General features: G+C 60.0%; 14 protein-coding genes and 1 pseudogene. 3 read left to right on the forward strand and 12 right to left on the reverse strand.

The window, feature by feature from the left end; genetic code table 11:
* Positions 1-2 precede the first annotated feature (2 nt).
* The 6 genes from AACY11_RS15445 to AACY11_RS15470 are packed head-to-tail and all read right to left on the reverse strand — an operon-like array spanning position 3 to position 6,722.
* The gene (locus AACY11_RS15445) at positions 3-1,334 is read right to left on the reverse strand and encodes a DUF58 domain-containing protein (RefSeq protein ID WP_339495163.1); all 1,332 of its coding nucleotides are present in this window, start codon (positions 1,332-1,334) and stop codon (positions 3-5) included.
* Complete coding sequence (locus AACY11_RS15450; RefSeq protein ID WP_339431001.1) at positions 1,331-2,332, reverse strand: AAA family ATPase; 1,002 nt, start codon at positions 2,330-2,332, stop codon at positions 1,331-1,333. The genes AACY11_RS15445 and AACY11_RS15450 overlap by 4 nt, the downstream gene beginning before the upstream one ends.
* Positions 2,329-3,492: a DUF4350 domain-containing protein gene (locus AACY11_RS15455; RefSeq protein WP_339495165.1), complete on the reverse strand. Its 1,164-nt coding sequence runs from the start codon at positions 3,490-3,492 to the stop codon at positions 2,329-2,331. The genes AACY11_RS15450 and AACY11_RS15455 overlap by 4 nt, the downstream gene beginning before the upstream one ends.
* On the reverse strand, positions 3,489-5,036 hold the full coding sequence (locus AACY11_RS15460; RefSeq protein WP_339495167.1) for a DUF4129 domain-containing protein: 1,548 nt from the start codon (positions 5,034-5,036) through the stop codon (positions 3,489-3,491). Before AACY11_RS15460 ends, AACY11_RS15455 begins: the two co-directional genes overlap by 4 nt.
* Complete coding sequence (locus AACY11_RS15465; protein ID WP_339430998.1) at positions 5,023-6,000, reverse strand: stage II sporulation protein M; 978 nt, start codon at positions 5,998-6,000, stop codon at positions 5,023-5,025. Before AACY11_RS15465 ends, AACY11_RS15460 begins: the two co-directional genes overlap by 14 nt.
* Positions 5,997-6,722: an RDD family protein gene (locus tag AACY11_RS15470; protein WP_339430997.1), complete on the reverse strand. Its 726-nt coding sequence runs from the start codon at positions 6,720-6,722 to the stop codon at positions 5,997-5,999. Before AACY11_RS15470 ends, AACY11_RS15465 begins: the two co-directional genes overlap by 4 nt.
* A gap of 181 nt (positions 6,723-6,903) precedes the next feature.
* Between AACY11_RS15470 and sbcB the strand changes: the two genes are divergently transcribed.
* Complete coding sequence (sbcB, locus tag AACY11_RS15475; RefSeq protein WP_339430996.1) at positions 6,904-8,334, forward strand: exodeoxyribonuclease I; 1,431 nt, start codon at positions 6,904-6,906, stop codon at positions 8,332-8,334.
* A gap of 97 nt (positions 8,335-8,431) precedes the next feature.
* Here sbcB and mvaT read toward each other — a convergent pair whose 3' ends face one another.
* The gene (gene mvaT / locus AACY11_RS15480; RefSeq protein ID WP_339430995.1) at positions 8,432-8,809 is read right to left on the reverse strand and encodes a histone-like nucleoid-structuring protein MvaT; all 378 of its coding nucleotides are present in this window, start codon (positions 8,807-8,809) and stop codon (positions 8,432-8,434) included.
* Positions 8,810-9,120: 311 nt separating this feature from the next.
* On the opposite strand from mvaT, the gene purU reads away from it, so the two are divergent.
* Both purU and AACY11_RS15490 read left to right on the forward strand, forming a co-directional pair.
* Complete coding sequence (gene purU / locus AACY11_RS15485; protein WP_221730666.1) at positions 9,121-9,969, forward strand: formyltetrahydrofolate deformylase; 849 nt, start codon at positions 9,121-9,123, stop codon at positions 9,967-9,969.
* 86 nt (positions 9,970-10,055) lie between these two features.
* The gene (locus tag AACY11_RS15490; protein ID WP_339430994.1) at positions 10,056-10,250 is read left to right on the forward strand and encodes a hypothetical protein; all 195 of its coding nucleotides are present in this window, start codon (positions 10,056-10,058) and stop codon (positions 10,248-10,250) included.
* On the opposite strand, the gene AACY11_RS15495 is transcribed toward AACY11_RS15490, so the two are convergent.
* The 5 genes and pseudogenes from AACY11_RS15495 to AACY11_RS28435 all read right to left on the reverse strand — a co-directional run.
* Positions 10,216-11,214: a lysylphosphatidylglycerol synthase transmembrane domain-containing protein gene (locus AACY11_RS15495; RefSeq protein WP_339495168.1), complete on the reverse strand. Its 999-nt coding sequence runs from the start codon at positions 11,212-11,214 to the stop codon at positions 10,216-10,218. The genes AACY11_RS15490 and AACY11_RS15495 overlap by 35 nt on opposite strands.
* Positions 11,211-11,987 (reverse strand): polysaccharide deacetylase family protein, encoded by a 777-nt coding sequence (locus AACY11_RS15500; protein WP_339495169.1) that lies wholly within the window; start codon positions 11,985-11,987, stop codon positions 11,211-11,213. The genes AACY11_RS15495 and AACY11_RS15500 overlap by 4 nt, the downstream gene beginning before the upstream one ends.
* The gene (locus AACY11_RS15505; RefSeq protein WP_445261484.1) at positions 11,980-13,092 is read right to left on the reverse strand and encodes a glycosyltransferase family 4 protein; all 1,113 of its coding nucleotides are present in this window, start codon (positions 13,090-13,092) and stop codon (positions 11,980-11,982) included. Before AACY11_RS15505 ends, AACY11_RS15500 begins: the two co-directional genes overlap by 8 nt.
* A gap of 237 nt (positions 13,093-13,329) precedes the next feature.
* Positions 13,330-14,094, reverse strand: a complete 765-nt coding sequence (locus AACY11_RS28430) for a methyl-accepting chemotaxis protein (RefSeq protein ID WP_401160180.1) — start codon at positions 14,092-14,094, stop codon at positions 13,330-13,332.
* A 93-nt stretch (positions 14,095-14,187) separates the two neighbouring features.
* A pseudogene (locus tag AACY11_RS28435) lies at positions 14,188-15,219 on the reverse strand (HAMP domain-containing protein); the annotation flags it as partial.
* Between the last annotated feature and the right edge of the window lie 6 nt (positions 15,220-15,225).

Consider the following 15,225-nt stretch of genomic DNA (forward strand, 5'->3'; position numbering starts at 1 on the left):
GGTCATGCGGTTCCGCTCCTTTTCCAACTGAGATACTGCGTCACCAGTTCGGCCCCCAACTCTGCGGGCCGGACATCCACCACCGGAACCCCATGAGCGCTCAACCGCTCATGGAGTTCTGCCCGCTCATTCAGGTAACTCACCGTGCCGCAGTAAGCCAGCGCTTCGGGCAGCGTTTGCACCGTGGTCTGGCGTAACGTGTCCAGCGTTTCTTCGCGCAGACTGGCGACCAATACCCGATGTTGTGCGCTCAGGCGTTTGACCGCGCTCAGCAGTTCCTCATCGTCCTCATCGCGCAGGTTGGTTACCAGCACCACCAAGGCCCGACGCTTCTGTCGCGTCAGCAGTTGATTGGCGGCGGCCTGATAGTCGGCAGGGCGCTGCGTGCTGTCGAGGTCATAAACCGTGTTCAGCAGTACGTTCAGTTGCGCGCTGCCTTTGACCGGCGCGAGATGGCGTGGGTGATCGCTAGCGAAGGTACTCAAACCCACCGCATCGCCCTGACGCAAGGCCACATAACTGAGCAACAGGCAGGCATTGAGCGCGTGGTCGAAGTGCGACAGTTCATCGTCCTGGCTGCGCATGCGTCGGCCACAGTCGAGCATGAGGATAATCTGCTGATCGCGCTCGTCCTGATATTCACGGGCAATCGGTGAGCGTTGGCGTGCGGTGGCTTTCCAGTCGATCTGGCGCAGGCTGTCGCCTTCACGAAATTCGCGCAGTTGGTGAAATTCCAGGCCCTGACCGCGACGTTGCCGCTGGCGCACGCCGAGCTGGCTGAGCCAATTGTCCACCGCCAGCAGTTCGCCGCCATAAAGTCTGGCGAAATCCGGATAGACGCGGGTGTTGTCGATCACGTCGAGCAAGCGCTTGCCTGACCATAATCCCAACGGGCTCGGCAGGTTCACTTCGCAATGCTCGAAGCTGAAATGGCCGCGTTGCAACGGGCGCAGGCGATAGCTGATCTGGCTGGTTTGACCGGGCTGCAGCTCGACGTTCAGTGGCAGGTTTTCAAAACTCAGGCCATCCGGCACATGGTCGAACAGCTCAATGTTCAGTGGCATGGCAAAGTCATGTGCAACCTTGAGTTGCACCTCACCCCAGCGCCCGAGCGCCAGACTGCCGGGCATCTGCCGTGTGATGCGCAATGCCGGCAGACGCTTGAGGCGCAGGGCGTCGAGCGTCGCCAATGCCAGCAGTGCCAGCAGCAATCCCCAGTTGATTGAAATCAGGCTGGCCGGGAGGTCGATCTGCAATGCCTGCAAGGTGCCCAGCAGTGTGCCGATGAGCAGCAGCAGAGCCAGCCAGATCAGCAGCAGGCGCGAGGGTTTCACAGGCGCGGCGCCGGAACTTGGTCGAGCAGTTGCAGCAGTACCTGATCGACTTGCAAACCTTCTATGTCCAGTTCTGGCGCGATGCGCACGCGGTGGCGCAGCACGGCCAGTGCGCAGCCCTTGATGTCATCGGGAATCACGAACTCGCCGCCGCGCAACAAAGCGCGGGCACGGGCGCAACGCACCAGCGCAATCGAGGCGCGTGGCCCGGCGCCAAGGGTCAGCCCCGGCCAGGTGCGCGTGCTGCGCGCCAGACGCACGGCGTAATCGAGCACCTGATCGTCCAGCGGCAAATCGCTGGCAATACGCTGCAAGGCCTGCACGTCCTTGGCTTGCAACACCGTGCGCAGCGGCTGCACATCGAGCATGTCGGCGCGGGTCGAGCGGCTGACCTGACGCACCATGTTCAGCTCCTGATCGGCGTCGGGGTAGTCCATGCGCACCTTGAGCATGAAGCGATCAAGCTCGGCTTCGGGCAGTGGGTAAGTGCCTTCCTGTTCGATCGGGTTTTGCGTGGCGAGAACCATGAACGGTTGCGCGATGGGCAGGGCACGACCTTCGAGTGTGACCTGACGCTCCTGCATGGCTTCGAGCAGTGCCGCCTGGGTTTTCGCCGGGGCGCGGTTGATTTCGTCGGCCAGTAACAGGTTGGTGAACAACGGGCCTTTGCGCAGCTTGAACTGCTCGGTGTGCAGGTCGTACACGGCGTGGCCGGTGACGTCGCTGGGCATCAGGTCCGGGGTGAACTGAATGCGCGCGAACTCACCGCCGAAACACCGGGCCAAGGCACGCACCAGCAGGGTTTTGCCCAGACCGGGAACGCCTTCAAGCAACACATGGCCGCCGGCGATCAGCGCGGTCAGCACGTCGTCGATCACCGCGTTCTGGCCGATCACGGCTTTGTGCAATTCGCCGCGCACCGCTTGAGCCAATTGACTGGCGCGCTGGCGTTGCTGGGCGGCGTGGCTGGCGCTGCCGGGCTCGATCTGTTCAGTCATAGCGTGTTCCTCAAGGTTTGCAGGTGGGCGACCTGGCGGCAGAAATCGGCACTGGATAAGCGTCGATCCGACACCGGGCTCAGGGCCTGGCTGATGGCGCGGGTGGGTTGTCGGGTCAGGCGCGACAACGCCAGCCATTGTTCGGCAACGTTCAATTGATCAAAGCCGGGGTGACGGCGACGGGCGCGGCGCAGCACATCCTGTTGCAGTGCTTGCAGCAGCGCCTGCTGGCCGTTGTGGCGCAACAGAAAATCGGCGCTGGCGCGCAGGTGTTCCTGCAATTGCCGGCGTCCACTCGGGGCGGGTAATTGCAGTGGGCCGTGACGCACGCCGACATGCCAGAGCCACAGACCGATCAACGCGAGCAAGGCGACAATGGCTTGCGGGAAGTAGCGCCAGAGCAAGCTCAGCAGGCCATCGTGCTCGGTGTTGTAGATCAGCGTGACATCGGTGTCAGCGCTCAGATACCAGAGCAGCCAGGCATTGTCGTATTGGCTGATGGTCTTGTTCTTCCACAACTCGGCGTCGGTGACCACGGTGATCGTGCCAAGGCTATAGGGCAGTTGCATCATGTGCGCGGCCTTGGCGCTGTTGGCCCAGGCTTGCGCGAGGTTCTTCGGGTCGTCGAGGTGGAAGTCGGTGTCGAAGCCGGCGTAGGCCGGTGCGTTTTCGTCTTCCAGATAGAGTTTGGTCAGTTTCGGGAAGCGCTCTGGTTCAGCGTCTGCGGGTAAGTCTTTCAGATCCTTGCTCAGGGATTGATGCAGTTGCACGCGATCGAGCAACAGATCGTTGCTTTGTTTGCTCTGCTCATCCCACAGCGACTCGGCGACGAACACCAGTCGCCCACCGGCCCGGGTCCAGTTCAACACTTGGTCAACCTGACGCGGGGTCATGCGTGAGCGGTCGTTGAACAACAGCAACGTGTGGCGGCGTGGATCGATATCGGGGAGAGCCGCGAGGCTTTCGGCATGGCTGACGTTGAGCCCGCGTTCACGTAAAAACAGCTCGGCAGCCAGATACGGATTCGCTTGCGCGGCGGGAGAGGGGCCGTGATCGACTTCTTCCTGATAAGGCGTGGCGTTGAGGTAGAGGAACACGCTCAGCGTGCCGATCAACAGGGCGATCAACGCAGCCACCCACCACAGTGTCCGGCGATTCAACGGGCGGCTCCGGGACCAAACAAGGCACGCCAGCCATCGCACAGCTCCTGCTTCAAGGGGGCTGCCGGGACGCGATGCCCATAGGCCATGTTCTGCCAATGGGTAGTCAGGCTGCGGCTGAAGGCGAGCAGTTCCGGGCGTTGCAATTGTTCAACGTGCGCGAGTACCTGAAGTTCGGTATCGGCGGGTTTCAGGGTCATATCGAAGTCGTGGAGCAGATGGCTGAGCAGCCCTCGATACAGCAGGCCCAGCGCTGCACGGGGTTGGCTTGGCCAGAGTTGTTCGGCGCTGCCTGCAATGTCGTCAGGCAAGGTGTCGCGGTTCAAATCCAGGCCGAAGGCTTGTTGCGGCAGCGCGCGTTTCGGTTTGGCAGACAGTCTGGGGCGGCGGCTGACGAACGCTTGCAGATAGTCGCGATAACGCCAGATCAGCCAGCCGAACGCAGCAATCACCGTGCCCCACAACAGCACTTCAATAATCTTCGCCAGTCCATTCAAGTGTTGCCCGTCGAGCCAGCCCAAAAGGGTTTTCAGCCACTGCGGCGCTTCACCCGGTGTTTGCGCTTGGGCAGGTTTCGCCGGGTCGTCGCTAAAGCGATAGCGGGTGACGGATTCCTTGTTCTTGAACGGCGGTTGCTCAAGCAGTGCCTTGATGCTGTCCCGTGAGGCCTGACTGGTCAGAGGCTGATTCAACAGTCGCGGTGCCTGTGGACTGTCATCCGGTTCATCAGCCAAGGTCGAAGGCACATTCGGCAGCACCAGAAAAACTGCCAGCAGCACTCCCAATACACCGTTGTTCAGGCGCTGTCGCAAGCGACGAAACACCAGTTCGATATCCCAGGCTTCCAGTTGTGTGCGCCGGTTCAGATAAAGACTGAAGCCGCAGGCGACATAGATCGGCTCCCACACCACCAGCACCAGCGCGTAGAAGGCATTGGTCAGGTGTTCGAGCCAGCGCCAGTCTTGATCCGCCGCGAGTATCAGCGACTGCCAGCTCCAGTCCGTTTCGATTTGCTGCGGCAGCAGCATGTAGAACAGCACCATCAGGCCGATCCACAACGCGGTTTCCAGGTGCACGCCGATGATGGTCAACCACTGCGCTTTACCTGCGTTGCGTTGCAGGAGCACGTGCAGACGCTGTTGTCTGGCGCTGCCGTCGAGGCCCTCGAGTTGTACCACCGGCAGCAGGAAGCTGCGGCTGAAACTCAGACGGCGCCAGGTCAGGCTGGCCAGCAGTTGCGGTTTGAGCAGGCGCGGCCATTCGCGCAGGGCTTGCTTGAGTGTCGGCGTTTCGCCAAACAGCGCTTTCGACAGGATATACAGCGGCAGGCGTTCATACGCCGGTTTCAGCCACCAGAAGATAAACACCGCCAGTGACGGCGAATCCCACAGCAACAGACTGAGCAAGGCGAACAGCGGCAGGGTGACAATCGCCCAACTGGTCATCAGCAGACGCCGATGTTGCTGGCTCATCAGCACGCCCAGGTCCATGGCTTCCCAGGTCGTGCGCGGGCGAATCACCACAGTGGCGTCACTCAGGCGCATGGCGGGTCCTTCCGGCGAACAACAGATAGACCGCGACCAGAGCCCAAAGCGCGGCGCCGACCAGATACTTGGTCAGTGGTGTGACGCTGGTTTTCGACGACCAATAAGCTTCGATAAACGCGGCAATCAACAGGAACAACATCACGCCGCAGACCAGCAACACGCTTTTGCGTGCGGCGCGTTTCAGCGCTTCGCTGCGGGTCAGCCGCCCGGGCGCGATCAATGCCCAGCCGAGTTCCAGGCCGGCGGCCCCGGCGAGGGCGATGGCACTGAGTTCAAAGGCGCCATGGGCGATGACGAATGACCAGAAGGTCTGGCCGAAACCGATCTCGCTGAGGTGCCCGGCCACCGCGCCGATGACCATGCCGTTGTAAAAAAGAAAGAACGCACTGCCGACGCCTAGCAACAAGCCACTGGCGAAAGTCTGAAAGGCAATGCCGATGTTGTGCATCACGTAGTAACCGAACATCACCCAGTCTTCGCTGGCCGCGCGTTCGGCGGGGCGCCCGAGGTGTCCGGCGACCGGGTCGTACATGCCTTGCATCTCGCGCACCTGATCGGCGGGGATCAGGTTGTAGACCAGTTCGGGAAAGAAATACACCAACACGCCGACGCCCATCAGGCTGCCGAAGAACAGCAGGCTGGCGACCAGCACAAAGGGCCATTCGGCACGGACCAGGCGGGGGAAGTCGGCGAGGATGAAACTCAGCAGATTGGCGCCGAGTCGACTGCGGTGACGGTAAAGCTGTTGATGCCCACGCAGCACTTGTTGTTGCAGCGAATCAATGAGGAAACTGCTGTAGCCGCGTTCCTGCGCCAACGCCAGATGCTGGCAAAGCCGGCGGTAGGCTTTGGGGAAACCGGCGACTTGCGAAGTCTCCTTGCCGCGCTCAAGGCGTTCAAGGGCCAGTGCAAAACGCTCCCATTCGGCCTTGTGCCGCGTTTCGAAAAGGCTTTGTTTCATGTCGGGCCCAACAAGCCGCGAGCGATGCCATTGAGTTCAGCCACAGCCTTGGGCGCTGGAATGTGCAATGGCTGGGCGAGCAGGGCCGCCAGTTCATTGACCCGTGCAGGCGATAACTCTCCTTGGCGCTCGGCAAAGCCCAGCACGGCGCGTTGTTCGGCGAGTGTCAGGGGCACCGGTGAGCGTCGAGGTTCGGCATCAGACAGTTGCGGACGACTGAGCGGGCGTTCGCTGTAGACCACCAATGTGCCGGCTGCGATGTCGCCCAGACGTTTGAAGGTCGGGTGTTGCAGGCAACTGATGGCGCCGAGGAAGTAACCGAATGGCAGCAGATCGACAAAGCGCAGCAGGTTGCGCAGCAGGGAGGCCGACCAGCCGATGGGGGTGCCGTCATCGTGCACCACGCGAAGCCCCATCCATTGTTTGCCCGGCGAACGTCCCTGACGCAGCACTTCAAAGAGCACCATGTACCACCAACTGATCGCGAACAGCAAAAGCGAGCCGAGGCCCATGCCGAGCTTGCCGAGAAATGCCAGCACGATAAACAGCACGCCCATGAGCACGCCGCGGAGGCCCAGATCAATCGCGAAGGCGATGGACCGCACCATCAACCCGGCCGGACGCAAGGGCAAGTCGATGCCTTCCGGTGTTTCGACCTGATGCCGCGTATCCAGCGGCGGGGCCAGCGATGCTTTCCTTGGCGGTGCTGTGGGTTCGAGCATGGGCTACCTGATGTTCGCCTGTTCGGGGTGCAAGTGAACCCGATGCTAGCAGCCTCTCGGGGGAAAACGACATAACTATGTATTGCACCGCGTGTGGCGCGAAGTGCTTGAATGACGCAAGGCTGGCCGCCACCGCGGTTGAACGCCTAGACTTTGCCGATCTTCAGTTCAGGAACCGCCCGTGACTTCCATCTTCTGGTACGACTACGAAACCACTGGCATCAATCCCCGTTGCGACCGTCCGCTGCAGGTTGCGGGGATTCGCACCGACCACGACCTCAACGAAATCGATGAGCCGGTCAACCTCTACTGCCAACCCAGCGAAGACATCCTGCCGCACCCGGCGGCGTGCGTGATCACTGGCATCACCCCAGGCCAACTCGCCGAAAAGGGTTTGAGCGAAGCCGATTTCATGACCCGGGTGCACGCGCAACTGGCCGCCCCTGGCACTTGCGGCGCGGGTTACAACACCTTGCGCTTCGACGACGAGATGACGCGCTACAGCTTGTATCGCAATTTCTTCGATCCTTACGCCCGTGAATGGCAGGGCGGCAACAGTCGCTGGGATCTGATCGACGTGGTACGTGCCGCCTGTGCGCTGCGCCCGGAAGGCCTGGTCTGGCCGACCGATGAAGAGGGGCGGGTAACGCTCAAGCTCGAACGTCTGACGGCCGCCAACAATATTGATCATGGCAATGCCCATGAAGCGTTGTCGGACGTGCGCGCGACCATCGCCCTGGCGCGGTTGATCCGCGAGAAACAGCCAAAACTGTATGACTGGCTGTTCCAGTTACGCAGCAAGCAAAAAGTCATGGATCAGATTCGCCTGTTGCAGCCTTTGGTGCACATTAGCGGGCGATTCTCGGCGGCGCGCAGTTATGTCGGTGTGGTACTGCCGCTGGCCTGGCACCCGAAAAACCGCAACGCCTTGATCGTCTGCGACCTGCACCTTGATCCGCAGGGCCTGCTCGACCTGGATGCACACGCCTTGCGGCAGCGTCTGTACACCCGTCGTGACGATTTGCTGGAAGGTGAGTTACCAGTGCCGCTCAAGCTGATTCATATCAACCGTTGCCCGGTGGTGGCGCCACTGTCGGTATTGCGTGCACAGGATCAGCAACGGTTGGGGTTGGACATGGCGCTTTATCAGGCGCGAGCGCTGCGGCTAACTGACGCACAACAAGTTTGGAAAGATAAAGTGGCGGCAATTTATGCCAGCGAAGATTTCACCCCGAGCGAGGATCCGGAACAACAGTTGTACGACGGATTTATCGGTGACCGCGACCGGCGTCTATGTGAGCAAGTGAGAGCGGCCGATCCTGCTCAATTAGCGCAAGAGCAATGGCCTTTCGATGATGAACGTTTGCCTGAATTACTCTTTCGCTATCGAGCACGCAACTTTCCTGAAACGTTGACTTTTGAAGAGCAAGAGCGCTGGAGAATATTTTGTCAACAACGGTTGTCCGAGCCGGAATGGGGCGCACCGAATACCTTTCAATCTTTTACAGAGAGCGCAGAGCAATGGACGCTTAATGCCACGCCGGAGCAGAGAGTGGTTCTCAATGAATGGCAGAATCATGTCCAGGCATTACGCAAACGATTGAATCTTTGAAATCGAACATGACCGGGTCTAAATCCCAGGCATAAAAAAACGCCAGCATTGGCTGGCGTTTCTTTTTTCGCGGATCGCTCTGCGAAGGCGCTGCGGCTTAGCCCAGCAGGGTAGCCCAGCCTTCAACCACGTCACCGCCCCACTTGAGTTTCCACTCTTTCAGAGTCTTGTGGTTGCCACCTTTGGTTTCGATGACTTCGCCGTTGTGCGGGTTTTTGTATTGTTTAACTTTGCGAGCACGCTTGGTGCCGGTAGTTTTTACTGCGCCGCCGCGTGGGGCTTTGGTTTTCGAATCCGGATCCAGCAGCGCGATGATGTCACGCAGGGATTTGGAGTATTCGCCCATCAGGGTGCGCAGCTTGCCTTCGAATTCCAGCTCGGCTTGCAGTTTGTCGTCTTCGGACAGGTTCTTCAAACGGGCTTGCAGCTCTTTGATAGCTTCTTCGGTGGCGCGATATTCGTTGATCAAGGACATGATTACTACCTTAGTAAAGTGCTGAATGGCAGGGACAGTGCCGCAATAATAGTCAGGCTGTTTCATCAAGTAAACATTTAACCGGCGTTTTTATTTAAATTAGTTACGGGATTTAGCTGCAGATTGAATGTTCAGTTAAATAATGTGATGCAGTCATCACGGATATTCACAGTTATCTGATCAAACAATGATCGCCCTGCGCACAAAAATGTGCGTCAGGGGCCGCCTCGATGCCTGCGTTCATCAATACTGCAGTTTTCCTGCGCAGTCGCTAGAATGGCGGCCTTTGCGAAGTTCTGGAGTTCCCCCTCATGCGCACTTTTCGGCTGGTGATTTCTTGCCCGGACCGCGTTGGCATTGTTGCCAAAGTCAGTAATTTTCTGGCAGCCCACAATGGCTGGATCACTGAAGCAAGCCACCACTCGGATAATCAGGTCGGCTGGTTCTTCATGCGTCACGAGATTCGTGCCGATTCGCTGCCGTTCGGTATCGACGTATTGCGCGAGAAGTTTGCGCCGATCGCCGAAGAGTTCTCGATGGACTGGCGCATCACTGACACCGAGCAGAAGAAGCGCGTTGTGCTGATGGCCAGCCGCGAATCCCATTGCCTGGCTGACTTGTTGCACCGTTGGCACAGCGACGAACTGGACTGCGAAATCTCCTGCGTCATCTCCAACCACGACGACCTGCGCAGTATGGTCGAGTGGCACGGCATTCCTTATTACCATGTCCCGGTCAATCCACAGGACAAGCAACCGGCGTTCGCCGAAGTGTCGCGTCTGGTCAAACAGCACGACGCTGAAGTGGTGGTGCTGGCGCGCTACATGCAAATCCTGCCGCCGGAACTGTGCCGTGAATACGCACACAAGGTCATCAACATTCACCACAGCTTCCTGCCGTCGTTCGTGGGCGCCAAACCGTATCACCAGGCCTCTCTGCGCGGCGTGAAGCTGATCGGTGCGACCTGCCACTACGTGACCGAAGAGCTGGACGCCGGTCCCATCATCGAGCAGGACGTTGTCCGCGTCAGCCACAGCGACAGCATCGAAGACATGGTGCGTTTCGGTCGTGACGTCGAGAAAATGGTATTGGCTCGCGGCTTGCGTTATCACCTGGAAGACCGGGTGCTGGTGCACGGCAACAAGACCGTGGTGTTCTGATCGAACTCACGCATGCTTGAATATCGAAGGGCCTGGGCGTTCAATCGCTCCAGGCCCTTCGCCGTTTCAGCCCTTGAGGAAATGCCATGAGCGATCCACTGGACAAAGCCACTTCCAAAGCGCCTGCCACCTTGGGGGAAGGTTGTTTGAGCCGTTATGACCCGGATGACATGAGGGAGGAGGATGGGACGGAGTTTCCCGGCGCCGCCGAGTTGTGGGAGCAAATAAAAGAAGAGCAGGATGGGCCTAAGAAGCCTGCCGCGCCTTCATCAGCTTCTTGAGCAGTGGTCTGCCTAGCATCGACAGGAACACCGGGCCGCCGACCAGTAGATAGAAGTAGTACGTCACCACCCGCCAGATCAGAATGGCCGCCGCCGCGGTGGATTTTCCCACCATTGGCGCCAACAGTGCCGCCGAGGTCAACTCCGCAGCGCCCGCGCCACCGGGTAACAGACTGAGCTGTCCGGCGCCCAGCGAGAGCATCTGAACCAGAAAACTCCAGGCCCACTGCAAGTCCGCGCCCAGTCCACGCAACGCCAGATACAGCACGCTGTAGCGCAGCAGCCAATGCACGCAGGTGAGGGCGAACACTTTGCTCAACGTCTGCCAGGGCAACTTCAGAGCATTGATGAAGTCGGCGAGAAAGTGCAGCACCTTGCGCGTCCAGCGACGGCGCGTGCTCGCGGGCACGTTCATTCTGGCCAGTAGCCGTCCGCTCAGGCGAATCAGTGGGCGGTGGTATCGCGCCAGCAGTACGCAACTGAACAGCCCGCCGAACAACGATACGGCGCTGACGATCAAAAGCCATTCGAGACGATCACTCAGGTGCCGGAACACGGCGTAAATCAGAATGCCACTCAAGGCGCACAGAAAGAACAGCAGGTCACTCAACTGATCCATGGCAAACACGGCGCTGCTGCGGGACGGGCGCACGCCGCAGCGGCCCAGTAGGGCCATGATCGTCAGGGGGCCGCCACTGCCGCCCGGTGTCGCGCAGTAGGCGAATTCAACGGCCATGACCACGCCCAGGCTCTTCATCGGCGTGATGCGATTACGCTGATCGCCGAGCAATAAGCGCAGACGCAGGGTGTTGATGCCCCAGCAAAGCAGAATCATGGCGAACATGATCAGCAGCCATTGCAGCGGAAAGTTTTGCAAGCGCGCCCAGATTCCGCTGCCGCCGAGCAGCAGCGGGATCAGCACGGCTGCGAGCAGACCAAGCAACAACACAAGGCCGCGACTCATGCGGCACGTACCCGTTGACCGCGCTGTTGTGCAAGCCAGTTCACCTTGGTCATCGGCACTCGTCCTGACGCCAGCAGCCGCAGGAGGGTATTGAGCCAGTAATCGCGGGAGTAACCATGACGCATGTCCACCGGGTGCAAGCCTAGACGAATCACTGGGGCGTGACGCCAGCGGTGTTCGCGCTGATCGCTGACCATCTTCGACAGACCACGACGCCAGGCGCTGCGCGCACTCCATACCAGCCCCGGCGCATCGACAGGGGTGAAGTCCGGCAGACGATAAAGGTGCTGAGGATCGCTGGTGTAGCGCAGCGGTAATTGGCGCAGAGCTTGTCGCGTGCCTTCGCTCATCAACCAGGCTGGAGCAACGAAGCCGTGCAGCGGCCAATCGTAGCGCTGGAACAGTTCAATGCCGGTGCGCAGGCGGGCGAGCGCGGCGTTGTGGGATAAACGATAGAACTCGCCTTCATGGGTATAGAGACGGCGCATGAACCAATCGCGTGGCGTGGTCGGGTCAGGTTCCTGGTCATCATGAAAATAACCGTGCAAAGCCAGTTCATCGCCGCGTGCGAGGCGGGTGCTCAGCAGTCGACGAAAGTCCGGGTGAGCGTCAAGGGCATCACGGCGATGAAAATCCGGTACCACCAGCCAGGTCATCGGCACGTTGCCTAAAGCATCGACTGTTTCTACAAAAGGTCGGTAATCCGCCCAGGTAGAGGGGGCCACGTCGTGCAGCGTCAGCAGTACGGCGGGGCGATTCAGGGAATCAGCCATTGGCCACCTTCCGTGTCACATGGCCGAGGACGGCGTGGTAGTGGCTCAGCAAACTGTCGACCACGGTGTCCCAGGCGTAATGCCGTTCGACATGTTGGCGCGCCTGTTGGCCAAGTCTTGCGCTGTCGCGACTGAACAACTCGTGCACGGCGTTGGCCATGGCTTGTGGGTTGTTCGGTGCGCACAGCAGGCCGCAGGATTCTGGCACGATCTCTTGAAAAGCCCCGGCCGCCACCGCCACAACCGGAATACCGCAGGCCATGGCTTCGAGGATCACCAGACCGAAGGTTTCCTGATCGCCGGCATGCACCAAGGCATCGGCACTGGCCATCAGTCGGGCAATGGTCGGTGCCGGGCAGAATTGATTGATGACGCTGACGTTGTCCGGCACCACGGCGGGCATCGATGAACCCACCAGCAGCAGGTGATAGCGCGGGCCGAGGCGTTGCATGCATTTGAGCAGGACCGGCAGGTTTTTCTCTTTCGAGCCGCGCCCGGCGAAGATCAGCAGGCGCGTGTCTTCGGCGATCCCCAGTTGGGCGCGCAAGCCTGGATCAGCGGCGCCCGGGTGGAAGTTTTGCAGGTCAACGCCCAGCGGTTGCACGAAGACGTTGCGCACCCCCAGGCCCGTCAGCTTGTCAGCCATAACCTGGCTCGGCGCCAGTACCCGATCAAAGTTGCCGTAGAGCTTGGTGACATAGGCCTCGACGTTGGGCGTAACCCAATGTCCCATGCGGTTACTGGCCAGCAGCGGCAGGTCGGAATGGTAAAAACCGATCACCGGTACATCCAGTTGGCGCCGGGCATCCAGTGCGGCCCATGCGGTGAGGTACGGGTCGCCCACTTCAATCAGATCGGGCTGCAAGTCCTGCAGGACGTTTCGCCAAGGGGCCAAACGCACGGGGAAGCGGTAACCCTTGCCAAAGGGCAGGGCGGGAGCGGGAACCGTATAAACACCATCGTTTTCACCGAAATGCGCGCCCGGGATCAGCAGACTGTGACGAGTCCCGGGTTTGACGCCCAACCGGCGGTGTTTGGCGTCAAGATAAGTGCGTACGCCACCGCTGGCCGGGGCATAGAACATGGTGATATCGGCGATGTGCACAGTGATCGTCCCTCCGCAGCGTTGCTCTCCTTTGGTTGACCTTTATCCACAATAGATGTTCGGTCGGGATTTGTGCGGTGCAACGAAGCGCAGCCCTCTCCCGGAAGGAGAGGGCTGCGCGAAGTGTTTGGGCTTGATACATCGACCTGAGAGTTTGAGCCCAACTCAGGTTTGAAACGCTTGAAGATCGGCGCCCTTTTCCCTCACACCTTGGGGTGAGGGGGGAGGTTTTTGATCTTAAATGCGGAAACTGCCCACCAACTGCGTCAACCGCGAAGCCTGCTGCTCCAGATCCGAACAGGCACGCAACGTCGCCTGCAGGTTCTCAACGCCTTCCTGATTCAGCGTGTTGATTTCGGTGATGTCCACGTTGATCGACTCGACCACGGCCGTTTGCTCTTCGGTCGCGGTGGCCACCGACTGGTTCATCCCGTCGATCTCGCCAATGCGCTGGGTCACACTGTTCAAACGCTCACCCGCGAGGTTGGCAATCTCCACGCTGTCCTGGCTGTGACGCTGGCTGTCACTCATGGTGCTCACCGACTCACGGGCGCCGACTTGCAACTCCTCGATCATGGTCTGCACCTGTTGCGCTGATTCCTGGGTGCGGTGTGCCAGGTTACGCACTTCATCCGCCACCACGGCAAAACCACGACCCGCCTCGCCGGCACGCGCCGCTTCGATCGCAGCGTTGAGTGCCAGCAGGTTGGTTTGCTGGGAAATGCTGGTGATCACTTCGAGAATCTGGCCGATGTTCACGGTTTTGCTGTTCAGCGACTCAATGTTGCTGCTCGATGCGCTGAGCATGCTCGACAGTTGATTCATCGCCTTGATGCTGCGATCCACCACTTGCTGGCCGTCCTCAGCGAGGCCGCGGGCATCGCTGGCCTGATTCGAGGCTTGCGCGGCATTGCGGGCGATTTCCTGAGCCGCGGCACCTAGCTCATTGATCGCGGCGGCGACACTGCTGGTGCGCGAAGCTTGCTGATCGGAGTTGTACATCGACGAGTTCGACGCGGCGACCACGCGAAGCGCGACTTCGTTGACTTGCCCTGTGGCCGACGACACTTCGCGGATCGAGCGGTGGATGCGCTCGACGAAGCGGTTGAACGCGGTGCCGAGGGTGCCGAACTCATCGTTATTGACGATGGTCAGGCGTTTGGTCAGGTCGCCTTCACCATCGGCGATGTCTTCCATGGCGCGGGTCATGACGTGCAGTGGCTGGATGAGGATACGGATCAGCATGCCGAGCAGGGCAATGATGATGGCTACCGCGATAACCGTCGCAATCACTGCCGAGGCGCGGAATTGGCTGAGCATCGCGAAGGCTTTGTCCTTGTCCACCGACAGGCCGATGTACCAGTTCACCGACGGCAGGCCTTTGATCGGGGCAAAAGTGACGATGCGGGTTTTGCCATCGACGGTGATTTCACTGAAGTCGCTGCTGATGCGCGGGGTGTCCTGCGGATACGCTTCTTTCAGCGATTTCATCACCAGCGCTTTGTCCGGGTGCACGAGGATCTTGCCGTCGGCGCTGACCAGGAACACATAACCCATGCCGTCGAAGTCCCGGGCGGCGAGGGTGTCGACCAGCGATTGCAGGCTCAAGTCGCCGCCAACCACGCCGACGCTCTGGCCGGCCTTTTTCGAGGCGGTGGCAATGGAAATGATCAGTTGGCCGGTGGCCGCGTCGATGTAGGGCTCGGTCAGGGTCGGGGTACTGCTGCTCTCGGCACCTTTGTACCAAGGGCGAACCCGTGGATCGAAACCGTCCGGCATCTTCACGTCCGGGCGGATGGTGAAATGACCGGTGGCATCGCCCAGGTAGGTGGCCATGAACGTCGAGGTCAGGGCCTTCTGGTCCAGCAGATTGGCGACATTGGCGGGTTCGGGGTTGATGGCGATGTTTTGTGCGGCGTTCTCGACCAGCAGAATGCGGCCGCTGAGCCACGTCTGAATATTGCCGGCGGTGACTTCGCCCATTTCGTTGAGGTAGTTGTTCAGGTCATCTCGAATCGCATTGCGCTGGAGCCAGTCGTTATACAGCGTGAACGAGGCGAAGGCAGCAATGACGATGAGGGCGGCGGCAAGCAAAATTTTATGGCTGAAGCGCAGATTTTTGTTCATGGCTTG

Source organism: Pseudomonas sp. RA_105y_Pfl2_P56, from assembly GCF_963970845.1.
Classification (GTDB): Bacteria; Pseudomonadota; Gammaproteobacteria; order Pseudomonadales; family Pseudomonadaceae; genus Aquipseudomonas; species Aquipseudomonas baetica_A.